This window comes from Rhizobium sp. NLR22b (genome assembly GCF_019685295.1).
Taxonomy (GTDB): domain Bacteria; phylum Pseudomonadota; class Alphaproteobacteria; order Rhizobiales; family Rhizobiaceae; genus Rhizobium.
The window spans coordinates 1-12,537 of record NZ_JABDWM010000034.1; the positions used below are offsets into that span (position 1 = coordinate 1).

At 55.9% G+C, this 12,537-nt stretch carries 13 protein-coding genes; 7 read left to right on the plus strand and 6 right to left on the minus strand.

What is annotated here, in order from left to right:
* The 4 genes from HJC00_RS30775 to HJC00_RS30790 all read left to right on the plus strand — a co-directional run.
* Positions 1-134 (plus strand): oligopeptide/dipeptide ABC transporter ATP-binding protein (locus HJC00_RS30775; protein ID WP_405048805.1); only part of this gene is annotated, 134 nt, incomplete at its 5' end.
* A 171-nt stretch (positions 135-305) separates the two neighbouring features.
* Complete coding sequence (locus HJC00_RS30780; RefSeq protein WP_221165105.1) at positions 306-1,715, plus strand: CapA family protein; 1,410 nt, start codon at positions 306-308, stop codon at positions 1,713-1,715.
* A gap of 219 nt (positions 1,716-1,934) precedes the next feature.
* Entirely contained in the window at positions 1,935-2,936 is a 1,002-nt protein-coding gene (locus HJC00_RS30785; protein ID WP_207603939.1) for an IS30 family transposase, read from the plus strand.
* 127 nt (positions 2,937-3,063) lie between these two features.
* Positions 3,064-4,437: an ISNCY family transposase gene (locus HJC00_RS30790; RefSeq protein WP_207603940.1), complete on the plus strand. Its 1,374-nt coding sequence runs from the start codon at positions 3,064-3,066 to the stop codon at positions 4,435-4,437.
* A 347-nt stretch (positions 4,438-4,784) separates the two neighbouring features.
* Here the strand turns inward: HJC00_RS30790 and HJC00_RS30795 are convergent, their stop codons facing one another.
* The 6 genes from HJC00_RS30795 to HJC00_RS30815 all read right to left on the minus strand — a co-directional run bounded on the left by HJC00_RS30795 (position 4,785) and on the right by HJC00_RS30815 (position 8,556).
* Complete coding sequence (locus tag HJC00_RS30795; RefSeq protein ID WP_207603973.1) at positions 4,785-5,003, minus strand: ectoine synthase; 219 nt, start codon at positions 5,001-5,003, stop codon at positions 4,785-4,787.
* Positions 5,004-5,822 carry an IS5 family transposase gene (locus HJC00_RS30800; RefSeq protein WP_207603941.1) on the minus strand — a complete coding sequence of 273 codons (819 nt, stop codon included), beginning with the start codon at positions 5,820-5,822 and terminating at the stop codon, positions 5,004-5,006.
* A 54-nt stretch (positions 5,823-5,876) separates the two neighbouring features.
* The gene (locus HJC00_RS30805; RefSeq protein ID WP_207603942.1) at positions 5,877-6,107 is read right to left on the minus strand and encodes an ectoine synthase; all 231 of its coding nucleotides are present in this window, start codon (positions 6,105-6,107) and stop codon (positions 5,877-5,879) included.
* Between the two features lie 46 nt (positions 6,108-6,153).
* Positions 6,154-6,423, minus strand: coding sequence for a phosphopantetheine-binding protein (locus HJC00_RS30810; protein WP_207603943.1), 270 nt, complete (start codon positions 6,421-6,423; stop codon positions 6,154-6,156).
* 319 nt (positions 6,424-6,742) lie between these two features.
* Positions 6,743-7,120 (minus strand): GNAT family N-acetyltransferase, encoded by a 378-nt coding sequence (locus tag HJC00_RS33235; protein WP_405048804.1) that lies wholly within the window; start codon positions 7,118-7,120, stop codon positions 6,743-6,745.
* A 182-nt stretch (positions 7,121-7,302) separates the two neighbouring features.
* The gene (locus HJC00_RS30815) at positions 7,303-8,556 is read right to left on the minus strand and encodes an MFS transporter (RefSeq protein ID WP_207603945.1); all 1,254 of its coding nucleotides are present in this window, start codon (positions 8,554-8,556) and stop codon (positions 7,303-7,305) included.
* A gap of 113 nt (positions 8,557-8,669) precedes the next feature.
* Here HJC00_RS30815 and gcvA point away from each other — a divergent pair, with 113 nt between their 5' ends.
* From gcvA to HJC00_RS30830, 3 genes are all read left to right on the plus strand, one after another.
* On the plus strand, positions 8,670-9,647 hold the full coding sequence (gene gcvA / locus HJC00_RS30820) for a transcriptional regulator GcvA (RefSeq protein WP_207603946.1): 978 nt from the start codon (positions 8,670-8,672) through the stop codon (positions 9,645-9,647).
* Between the two features lie 332 nt (positions 9,648-9,979).
* Positions 9,980-11,623 (plus strand): MFS transporter, encoded by a 1,644-nt coding sequence (locus HJC00_RS30825; RefSeq protein WP_207603947.1) that lies wholly within the window; start codon positions 9,980-9,982, stop codon positions 11,621-11,623.
* A gap of 359 nt (positions 11,624-11,982) precedes the next feature.
* Positions 11,983-12,528, plus strand: a complete 546-nt coding sequence (locus tag HJC00_RS30830) for a UPF0262 family protein (RefSeq protein ID WP_207603948.1) — start codon at positions 11,983-11,985, stop codon at positions 12,526-12,528.
* Positions 12,529-12,537 lie beyond the last annotated feature (9 nt).

Here is a 12,537-nt window from a genome sequence, read left to right on the forward strand (position 1 = left end):
TCAACCCACCGAGCGGGTGTGCATTCCACCCGCGCTGCCCGCTCGTACAAGACCGCTGTCGCATTGACGTGCCCCCGCTGGTGTCAATGCCCGATGGCCGCGCTGTCGCGTGTCACGTCCGCGCTCCGGTTTAAGGGTAATCGCTGCTCTCAAAGATTGCAGCGCGATATCCATTGGGCGCCCATTTCCGTGCCTGCCGGTTGCGGCAGCGAGAGAGTCTGGCCTGCCGGCGGCAGATCCCGTCATCCAAAAACAGAGCTGGCTGGGCCAATAGACCTCAGAAGCTAATATGGGAGTCATGAATTATGGCTAATGAGAGCCCCGAGCGGGAAATCGAAAGTGAGTTCGCCGAGCAAGTGGGTTCATACGACATTATCGGTTCGCTCGACACCAATGTTGCAGACGGATTTACTCTGGTAGCCGTCGGCGACCTAATCGTAACACGAGCTCTGACCAAGGGAAATCATGCCGGCTTTCGTAACGTAGTCGAGACCCTGCGGGGAGCGGACGTTACTTTCGGCAATATGGAAACCAATATCTTTGATGTCCGCTCGTTTAAGGGGAGCCCGCAGGGGGAACACGGCGGTGCCTATCATGTTAGCCTTCCGGAACTCGGTCCCGACTTAAAGGCGATGGGTTTCAATCTGGTAAGCTACGCCAACAATCACACATTCGAATGGGGTGCCGAGGGAATGCGCGAGACTTGCCGGGCTCTCGACGAAACTGGGATCGTCTACGCCGGTGTTGGGGAAAACCTCTCTCAGGCCAGCGCTGCCCGCTTTTTGGAAACGCCCCGTGGGAGAGTCTCTCTAGTATCGTTTGCATCCACGTTTACACCGATGTCGCGTGCTTGCGATCCGGCCGGTCAGGCGCCGGGTAGGCCAGGTCTTAACGCACTCCGACTGCGTGAGGAGATCATCGTCTGCCAGCCGATGATAGAAAATTTGAGGCAAGTACGGAATGCTTTGCCGTATTACAATCCCGAACTTGACGATCATTGCGTCACGATTGCAGGCGCCAGGTTCAAGATGGGCAACAAGGTAGGCTACAGCTATCTTCCGGACCCGGTCGATGTCGCCCGAATTCTCCGCGATGTACGCCAGGGCAAGCAGTTCTCAGATTTTTGTATCGTCACCAATCATGGGCACGAGCCGGGAAATTGGTCTCAGCAGACCCCCGATTATGAGCAAGCCTTCGCGCGCAATATGATCGATGCCGGAGCGGACGCGTATATCGTGCACGGACCACACCAGCTTCGCGGCATCGAAATCTACAAAGGCCGCCCGATTTTCTACAGCATCGGTAACTTTATTATGGACGACCTTCGCACCCCAGTAGGCGCAGACATGTATGCTGAATATGGACGAGACCCACGAGAGCATACCGATGGCGAAGTCACCCTCAGCGAGATGTCGAGAGGCTATTCAACTGACCCAGGTTTCGACGATCCGATTTTCTACGAAAGCGTGATAGCCAAGAGCTTGTATAACGAAAATCGGCTTGCAGAAATCCGCCTATTTCCGATTGATTTGGGCCACTCCAAGAGGTTTGCCAATCGAGGCGTTCCAAGCCCCGCCGATCTTTTAAAGGCGAGGCTGATTCTCGAGCGCTTGCAGAGACTGTCAGAGCCGTTTGGAACAAAGATAGCCATCGAAAACGGGGTTGGCGTCGTGCGACCCGCTTTGCCTGTGCCCAACCAGAATGATGCGAAGTAGTGGAACAAATTCAAACTGTGAGGAGGGTTCCAGATAAAGGCGTGCTGGCTGAGCTGCGCCGAGGGTGAAATTGCTGTTGCAAGAGCATCGCGCCAATTCGGCCATCTACCAGGCAGTTCCATAAGGTATGTTATGCGATATGTTATTGTAAGGGGGTACATTCTATTTCCAAGTGCGACATGCTTATAAAAACAATGGCTTCGCCTTGGAGATATATGCATGTCCCTTTGCTATTCGCAGCTCACCCTGCCTGATCGCAAGCGTCTTTTTCATCTTAGAGAACGCAAGGTTTCCGTCTCGGAGATTGCCCGCCAACTCGGTCGTCATCGTTCGACGATCTATCGCGAGCTTAAACGCAATACGTTCCAGGATCACGAATTTCCGGAATACAGCGGCTATTACAGCGGTATCGCCAACGACATGAGCAAGGAGCGCCGACGACGGCTGCGCAAACTCAGACGCCATCCGCATCTGCGCGATCTCGTCATCGACCGGCTGAAGGCGCATTGGTCACCTGAGCAGATCGCTGGCCGGCTTCTCGCCGATGGCGTCAGTCCTGTGCGCATTTGCCCGGAAACGATTTATCGTTTCATCTATTGCAAGGAAGATTATCCGCTCGGGCTGTATCAGCACCCGCCGGAACGACGGCGCAGGCGTCGGCGCCGCGGCGCACGCAAACCGCGCGACGGCTTAATCCCGCTCGACTACAGAATCTCCCAACGACCTGATTTTATTGATGATCGATCACAGTTCGGGCATTGGGAGGGCGATCTCCTGATCTTCCGGCGTGAACTCGGAGAGACCAACGTCACCTCTCTCGTCGAGCGCAAGAGCCGCTATACGGTGATGATCAAGAACCGCAGCCGTCACTCGCGACCGATCATGGACAAGATCATCCATGCCTTCTCACCATTGCCGTCTTTTGCACGCCGAAGCTTCACCTTTGATCGCGGCACGGAGTTCTCCGCTTTCAGGGCTTTGGAAGATGGGATCGGCGCCAGGAGCTGGTTCTGCGATCCCAATTCGCCTTGGCAGAAAGGCGCTGTCGAGAACACCAACAAGCGCATTCGACGCTTCATGCCTGGCGATACGGATCTGTCCAACGTCGCTCAGAAGCAACTTGTCGACCTCGCCCATCACCTGAATTCGCTGCCAAGAAAGTGCTTGGGCTACAAAACACCGGCCGAGGTCTTCATGGCGCATTTGCGTGAATGCGGCTGATCCCCTACCCTTCAAACGCCCATGTTGCACTTGGTGTAGATTCTCCACCGCAAAGTTAAAGTGTCCTGTTTCTGCAAAGTTGGAATGTCACACTCCCCGCGTCTGAACGACGTCTGGGAGATTGCGGATGGGATTGATAGCGATGAGCGAGCGCGATCTGCAGCGGATCGAGATTTTGTCGAAAGTCGTCGCCGGCCGCATGACGTTGGTGTCGGCGGCGCATGTGCTTGATCTGAGCGAGCGCCAGGTGCGTCGGCTGCTGGAGCGGATCCGCACTGGTGGTGCGGCGTCGATCCGGCACAAGGCGATCGGCCGGCCGTCGAACAACCGGATCAGCGACGGTGTTCGGGATTATGCGGTGACGCTGGTTCGCGAACGCTATGCGGACTTCGGGCCGACGCTAGCGGCCGAGAAGCTTGCCGAGCGCGATGGATTGCGGGTGTCGCGCGAGACGTTGCGCAGCTGGATGACGGAGGCCGGACTTTGGCTGTCGCGCAAGCAGCGCCGGACGTTTCATCAGCCGCGGCTACGGCGCGAAGCCTATGGCGAGCTGGTGCAGATCGACGGATCCGAACATCGCTGGTTTGAAGATCGCGGACCGCCGTGCTCGCTCTTGGTGTTTGTCGATGATGCGACGGGCAGATTGATGCAGTTGCGCTTTGTACGATCGGAGAGCACGTTCACCTATTTCGACGCACTCGAACTTTACTTGAAGGAGCATGGCGCTCCGATCGCCTTTTATTCCGACAAGCATACGGTGTTCCGGGTGGCGAAGAAGGACGCCAAGGGTGGCCAGGGCATGACCCAGTTCGGCCGTGCACTAGCGGAACTAAGTATCGAGATTCTTTGCGCAAATTCGAGTCAGGCCAAGGGTCGTGTGGAGCGGATGAACCGGACGCTGCAGGATCGGCTGGTCAAGGAATTACGACTGGCTCAGATCTGCGACATGGAGACGGGCAACGCGTTTTTGCCTGGCTTCATGGACGACTACAATGCCCGGTTTGCGATTGTCCCTGCCCGGTCCGATGACTTGCACCGGCCGATGAATCTGGCGCCGGAACGGCTGGGCGAGATTCTGTGCAAACGCGAGCAGCGTTATGTCGGATCGCAGTTGACGGTTTCGTTCGAGCGCAAGCGGATCATGCTGGAGGAGACCGAGGTGACGCGCGGATTGGCGGGTCGCTATGTCGAGACCTATGCCTATGCGGATGGTCGATTGGATGTGCGGTGGAAGGGGTATTCCCTGCCCTACAGGACGTTCGACAAGGACCAGCGGGTGACGCATGCGGCGATCACCGAGAACAAGCGGCTCGGCGATGTCCTGGCTTACATCAAGGAGCGCCAGGAGCAGCAGACGAAGCCGGATGTGAAGACCAACAGCGAGAAGAATGGCTACAAACCGCGGGGCCGCAAGCCGGGTCGAAAGACGGATTTCATGAACGATCCGGTGGTGATTGCGCGGCGTGAGAAGGCACTGTTGCGGCTCGACGCTGCAGAGTGAGGCGTCTCAAAGCTAAAGCCGAGAGGTGTTCCTCAGCCGCCCCCGCTCCTCCCTTGCAGCCCGGCCCAGCCGCTCGGATCGGTGGCTAATCCGAAGCGCAAGTGTCGCGTTTCTAACTGGCTGACAGCGTCGCGCATCTAACCAGCTTTGACAGTTATTGTGGGGGGGGTGCATTCTATTTCCAAGTGCGACATGCCTCAGCGCCTTCACTTTGCAGATTTTAGCAATGTCTCAATGCTAACCGCAGATCGCCCTCGCCGGTCGGCGACGCCTGCATCATCTGGTGGCGCGGTTGCCGACAGTATTACCAAGGCTTTCGAAGATGAAGTGGTTACCTTCGGCAGGTCTCACTTCGCTGCTTCTTGGTCCGGCGCATAAGCACCGTCGGCATCGTGGTCTTCTCGGCCGGTAAGGGGAGGATTAAACACACATATCGCGCGAAACTTGGTTTTCGGTCGCAAGGTGTGGCGATCATGTTGGTCAAGCAGATACATATCACCAACGCGGATGGTGTGAACTTCGCCGGTTTCCCGATTGGTAAGCTCGCATTCACCCTCAGAGTCTATTCAAGAAAGGGGATATCGAGCGAGCCTTCTGGTCATGAGCTTGATCATTGCGGTTTGGATGAAGGCGAGGCTTGTGGCTGAGAAGCGCTCGAAATCCTTTGCCATTCGGCGGTTTATGCCGAGCCAAGCCAGCGTTCGTTCGACGATCCATCGCTTCGGCAGCACCTGGAAACCGGCTTGATTGCGTTTGATAATCTCCATCGGTCGCGGGCTTGTCTCTTCGACCGTTGGGCCCTGATAGCCGCCATCGCCGCAGATTTTTTCGATGAATGGAAAGCGGTTGGCCAGCTTGTCGAAGACAAGTGCCGCTCCGTCGCGATCCTGAATGCTCGCCGAGTGGACCTCTGCTTTCAGAAGCATGCCCAGGGTATCGACCAGAATGTGCCGCTTGCGACCCTTGATCTTTTTGCCCGCGTCATAGCCGATATCAGAACGGGCGTCCGGGCCTGTCTTCACCGACTGACTATCGATGATGGCAAATGATGGCTGCTCTTCGCGCCCCTCAAGCTGCCGCGTTCGGCAATAGAGCGCGTCATGAATACGACGCCACGTCCCGTCCCGGCAGAACCGCTTGAAATAATGATAGACCGTACTCTTCGGTGGAAAATCATGCGGTAGCAATGCCCATTGGCAGCCCGACTGCAGCAGATAAAAAATCGCGTCCATCACCGCCCGAAGGGACGTCTTGCGTCTGCGGCCAAGTCGGGGCTGCCTTGGCATGAAGGGGTCGATCAAGCTCCACTCACGGTCAGTCAGATCGCTTGCGTAGCGCATGCGGCTTCTGTCATGATGACGCCGGGTGAAGGGTGTCCAGGCCATTCGATGTCTCCGTATTTGTCGCAAAATACAAAGAATCTGATTGCCGCCCTTCACTCAACCCCGCGCCCGGCCGCCATTCTTGAACAGACACTCAACACACAATACAGCCTCAACATGATGCTTGTACCAGAGATCCGTTACTGTCCCTGGATACACCGTCGTCTCGTGCAGGGAAAATCCCGCCCTATCGTCGGCGAGGATCAAACGTTTGCTCCGCCAGGTGCCGAGCGCACCCGCAACGTCCCGTTCGGTATCGGTGATTCCATCGAGCGAGCGAATAATCATCGGGGTCTATCTCCTGTGTTGGTTTTTCCGATATTGCGACGATTGGCTAAGCCGCGGCTGCAGTCATTACGAGAAAGTCCGTGTAACCACCGACAGTCTCGAAATCTTTGACATCAAGTTCTTCAGGATCCACGCTGAATCCAAGCATCTCCTCCAGTTCGATGAGCGTCTCAAGCATGCTCATGGAGTCCAGCTGGAATTTCTCAAATAAAACGATGTTGTCGGTAAGCGGCGGAATTTCTTCCTCAAGGACCGCGTGTAATGCTTTTCGGAGGGCGTCACGGGCTTCGTCTTTAGAAAGAACTTTCTTAAGCATAGGGTATCTCCACGCTAGTGTTTTGGGGCACCTGCGCCACACCTTCTTCCAGCAGGCGCATGAGCGCCCTCCTGTCAAACTTGTTGTTTGCAGTTCTGGGTATTTCGGAAATTGGCCAAACCCTCTCTGGAACCTTATACGGCTCAAGTCGGGTTCTGAGTTGTCAACCGGGCAGATGCTGACGCGCTTACATTCGGTCAGTCCATACATCAGCTGAAACCCGACGGAAGGAAGCGCTTCGCGAAGCGTTCTGATAGATGCCGGCGAGGGTGCGGCACCTGTGTTCGTGATTAGCCGAAGGTCAGGAAGTTGCCTAGGTTTACGACGTCCTAAAATTGCAAGGGCGTCGATCAGGGCGGGAACGGCAGGAAAGCGTCTCATCGTGATGTTCTGCGTCCTTGCTCGAGAGAAATTCGGAGGAATAGAGGAGTTCTTCAGTGAGATGGCCGCCCAATCGCTTGCAAAGGGTCTTCATCACCAATCGGATCGGCTTGTTGTCTTTATCGACAGAGGCCTCTACAAAACGTGCACCATGTGAGACCTCTCGTTTGACCGCAAATTCAAGCAATTCGAGGCCCAGCGCCGCAATTCCATGGCGAGGTTTTGTGGCTGTCTGCCATAAGAAGTATGAATCCGGCCTCTCCGGGGAGCGAAACGCCGTGAGAAACGCAATCACTTCATCATCGCGGAGAGCCACTGCAGATTGTCAAGAGAAGTGTGTGCACCAGAGAGCATACGTGTAGTTGCTATTCTTATCCAGATGAGTAGTGCCTTGAACGAGGCTGGCAATTTCTTTGGCATGCGCGAGCTTGGGACTTTCGAAACGAACATCGTTCATGGCTTTAATTCCCAGAGTGAGAGTACGATAGGATGATACGATCAGCTGGTCGCGATCACGTTCCGCGCTTTGTACTTACTTGCGAAGACGATACCGGTAGCTATCAGGCAGAGAACACCAGAGGCGTACCAGAGAGGGTTGTAGCTGCCGTGCTCGAGCCATAGGATGCTCCCGTAATAGGCCATGGCGCCAGCGCCAATCTGATGGAACGCGTTCACCCATCCGAAAACTGCTGGACCGTCGTCATTGTAAACGCGGTTGCAAATGGCAATAACCGGGGGAACGGTGGCAACATCCATGATGCCAAAAACAATGGCGAAGGTTATAATCTCCGCACCAAAGTCTCCCGTAAGGACGAACGGCAGAGAAAGGAGCGTGAGTGCCCTGACAGCAAACGCTACTGCCAGGATAATTTGAACACTAACTCGGTCAGTGAGCCATCCAGATATTGTCGTTCCCAATACGTTGAAAACGCCTACGAGGAGTAAGACCGAAGAGGCTGCTGTAACAGTCAACCCGCAGATACTGGCGGCAAGAGTAAAGTGGCTCCACATGATGCCGTTGGTCGTGGCGCCGCAAATCATAAACAGAGCAGCGAGAACCCAAAAAATCCAGGTCTTTGCGGCGCCCGACAATCCGCTGAACAGAGCCGGGCCGATTGGGCCACAATATCGGGCGTTGGGGGCTTCAGCATGGCCACGAAGAAGAAATACATTTGCAAGAATTGCCAGTGCCGCAATGCCAGCCGAGCCGATGAGCGGTGCACGCCAGCCAAAAATGCTCATGACCTCGGACCAAAACGGAAGGAGAGCAAACTGCCCAAATACGCTTGAGGCAACTAGGCAACCTGAAATTGCTCCTTGCTGGCGTGGAAACCAGATGCTGACGATGAGGCTACCATATGCCATCGTCAGGCATCCCGTCCCAATGCCAATGATGATGCCCCATGCAAAATTAAACATAAGCGGATTTGGGACTAGAGCCATACCGCTTCCAGTGACAAGCATAAGGAGCGCGATGTTTGCCACCTTAGCAATACCGAAGCGACGCATCGCGTAGATCGCAAATGGAGCCGTTAACCCATACAGGATCATATTGAGCGCAATTCCCGGCGAAATGGATGATACGCTCCACCCTAGCTGCTTTACGAAATTGGTCGTTAGCAGCCCTGCAAGAGTTGTATAGGAGCCGGCCGAGACAATGCTGGTAATCCCCGCTATCAATATGCCCAGTTGCCCTCCACAAGTGGAGACATTGTTATCGACAGGTGGATGTGTTGGGTGAATGCAGGACATTGAGGATTGATCCGGGCTCGACGTAGCATACTTCGTTCATAAATTCGTTGGCTCCTGAATGCTATTTGGAGTAGAGCGATTCACAAACGATATTAACTAAAGCGAGGCTAAGCGTGCCTAACGTATCGAAAGCTCCGCGCGGCATTCCCCCCTTAAACTGGCTTCGCGCCTTTGAAACTGTTTCGCGGCATATGAGCTTCAAAAAGGCAGCCGAAGAACTCAACGTGACACCTGCGGCAATCAGCCAGCAGGTGCGCCAACTCGAAGATTATTTTGAGATAAGGTTGTTCGATCGTAACCCGCGAGCGCTTGCGTTGACGAGAGTTGGAGAACTTGCAGTGCCGTTATTGGCGGCAGGAATGAACAACATTTCTGGCGCGTGTGATGCAATGCAGAACGCACGGCCCAAAGATTATATTGTGGTTACGGCACCGCCTTCGTTCAGCATGAAATGGCTAGTTCCTCGACTGGAGGATTTTAGGCAGGCGCACCCGGAAGTCGAAGTGAGAATAGACGCGCGCGATGATTTAGTGGATTTAAAAAAAGGCTCGGCCGATGTAGGGATCCGTTACGGCACTGGCAAATATTCTGACCTGCAGGTTGAAAAGCTTTTCCAAGACGTTTATTTCCCGGTTTCTAGCGCGAAACTTTTTCAAACGAACGGACGAGCGCTTAAGCTGGCTGATCTGAAGCATCATCGTTTGTTGCATGTGGATTGGCCCGCGCTGGCATCAGCTGCTCCCAATTGGCAAATGTGGTTAAAAGCGGCGAATATCTCGCACCCTGATGCTTTTCAAGGTCATAGGTTTCCAAGCGAGATGATGGCATTAGATGCCGCTATCTCTGGATTCGGTATCGCCTTGGTTAGCAGCAAAATTGCTGCAATTGACATAGAGGCCGGTCGGTTGGTTAGGCTATTCTCAGATCAGGCCCCTATCCAAACGGGGTTTCAATACTATTTCGTTCGACTAAATGACACAAAGCCCCGTAAGGAAGTGGCAACGTTTTGCAATTGGCTGCGTGCAAATAGCGCCGCCGAAAATCGATTTCCTTTAAACCGTAACATTAGCCGCACTTTGCCTCACGAATAAGCTAGCACAGCTCCCACGGTAGGCGCCGAAGTTTAGGCTGCTCGAAAGCTCAACCCTTTGGCGTTAATTCAATGGAGCGACGCTTCACGCTCGCGTCGACTGATCAGAGACGGTAGCGAGGCGCTAGCGCTCCTGATCAATATCGCTATCAAGGCCGGATGATCAGCGCCGCGATGGGCCAGGAAAGAGCCGTGGCTGCTATCGTGCCTTTTCGAGCCTTTAACGCAGCGTTCCTGCAGCGACACGCTCAAAACGGCGAAATCCGCCCTGCGGTGACGGGTACTCTGTTGCGTCCCAGGGACATTTTAGGAGTCTGAAAGAGACACGACGAAATGCAGCATGCCGATCCCCAATCCGGTGTTTCGACCACCTTGGCTCCTCTCCGGAATCCCGCATTTCGCGCGATCTGGACGGCCTCGCAAATATCCAGTCTCGGATGGCTCGTGCAAACCGTGGCCATCAGTTGGCTGATGGTGACCATTTCGGCGTCCGACCTGATGGTCGCCCTGGTGCAGGCTGCCTCGACATTGCCGGTATTTTTCCTGTCGATCCTCGCCGGCGCCATTGCCGACAATTTTAGCCGCCGATGGGTGATGTTTGCAGGACACTGCCTGTTGGCGCTGGCGTCAACGACGCTGGTGATTTCTGTGGGACTGGGATTTATCAGTCCCTGGCTCATCCTCGGACTGGGGTTCCTCGCCGGCTGCGGGTTCGCTTTGAATGATCCTGCCTGGCACGCTTCCATTGGCGATATCCTGCACAAGCGCGACATTCCGGCCGCGGTGACGCTGACGTCTGTCGGATACAACATCGTGCGCAGCGTTGGTCCGGCCTTGGGCGGCGTAATCCTGGCTTTCTTCGGACCGCTCACCGCTTTCGCCATAGCCGCGCTGTGCGATCTGACGCCGCTTGGTGCCATCTGGCGCACCAAATGGCACGTGCGCGCTTCGCCTCTCCCCCGTGAAAGAATGTCCACGGCGATCCACGACGGTCTGCGCTTCACGGCAATGTCCTTCGAGATCAGATCAGCGGTCGTCCGGGCGACTCTGTTCGGCTTGGCCAGTATCTCTATCCTTGCACTGCTGCCTCTCGTCGTCCGCGACCGTTTGCAAAGCGGGCCGATCGTCTACGGTATTCTGTTGGCCGGCTTTGGCGGCGGGGCTTTCGCCGCCGGCATGTGCAACAGCTTCCTCCGGCGGATCATGTCTCAAAACAAGCTGGTGGCGGTCGCCTCTGTTGCCTGTGCGGCATGCTGCCTTTCCCTTGCTCTGACATCGTCAGTCGCCGTGGCGGCTTTGGCGCTGGCACTCGGGGGTGCCGGATGGCTGATTACGTGGACTGGCATCGACGTCGCGGTGCAGCTGGCCAGTCCAAGATGGGTTGTCGGCCGCACGCTCTCGATCTATTACGCCTTGAGTGCCGGCGGCATGGCGGCTGGCAGCTGGGTCTGGGGAACCGTCGCCCAGAACTACTCCTTGACCTGGGCTCTGGAGGGCGCGTCAGGAGCTCTGCTGCTGGTCGCGGCAACGGGACTACTGTTCCCCGTGCGTCCATGGGAAGAAGCGGACCAGGAGAGTTCGGATTTCCATCCGCCCGACTTGGCACTCGATCTGAAGCCCAGAAGTGGTCCGATCGGCGTCAAAATCGAGTATTCCATATCCGAAGAGAACATTGAGGCGTTTCTGGGTTGCATGCGCGCAAGACGGCATGTTCAAAGCCGGGCCGGTGCCCGAAACTGGACGCTGCAGCGCAACCTGCAAACGCCGTCAGTTTGGACGGAGACATTCCGCACGCCAACCTGGATGGATTTTCTTCGCCTCAACCATCGGCTTACGGCCGCGGACAAGGACCTCGGCGAGCAGCTCCAGGCCCTGCATGATGGAGAGCGTCCGCCGCAAACGGTGCTTTCGGTCGAGCGTACGACAGAGGCCGCCAGGACCCGGCCCATCGAAGTCGTTTCGCGGCTTCTGAGATGATGACGACATGATCCCATCAAAGAATGAACAGGTGTGTTTGCAATGGGCTTCCTTCCCCGGCAGTCTGGCGGACATCACTTCGACCAAAGCCAAATCAAATTCGCCTGCTTCAGCTCCTGACCTGCAATTGGCACTACTCCGTGCCACGCAGGTCCACTCGGCTGCCGTTGATCCTTCTTCAGCGGCTGCCGCTTTTTCTCGGTGCGTTCAGGCAGCTCAACCAAATGTTCTTTCCCGTCCGCCTCCCAAGGCAACGTGGCTGTCGTCGGACCTGTTTCGACGGCAGCCACATCTCACTGTATTGCCGGACGGTTTCGCGAAGTGGCGAAGGCAAACGATGTACCGAAGCGGAGCCTGCTATGACGACCGCGACCACCTCTTCGTCCAGCTTTCGACTTTGTGCGGTTTCTCTCGACGGGTCGTTCGGAAGGCAGACGGACAAAGACCATAAGCGCGAACAGGCAGTCGCGATTTTTGACCTCCTGGACAACAATAGCTTTGCACCCGTTGGTCACGACGGTGGACCCTATCGGCTGTGCCTAGCAGTGGCCGACAGGCGGCTGGTCATGACCGTCACCACCGAGACCGGGGCGCCAGTCCTTTGTCACCATTTGTTGCTCACCTCGTTCCGCCGGCTTCTTAGGGATTACAGCCTTGTCTGCGACAGTTACTCGGATGCAATGGTCGGCTCGGTGCCCCACAGGCTCGAGGCCATCGACATGGGACGCCGGGCCATTCACAACGAAGCATCCGAGCTGCTCAGAGAACGCCTCAGATCCAGGATCGATGTCGATCTGGAGACCGCCCGTCGGCTGTTCACCCTTCTCCATATCCTGATTGAGCCGGACGCTCCCTGTCGGCGCATTGAACACGAACCGAAGCCATATTGCAGTCCCGGAAGCTGAACGAATAGA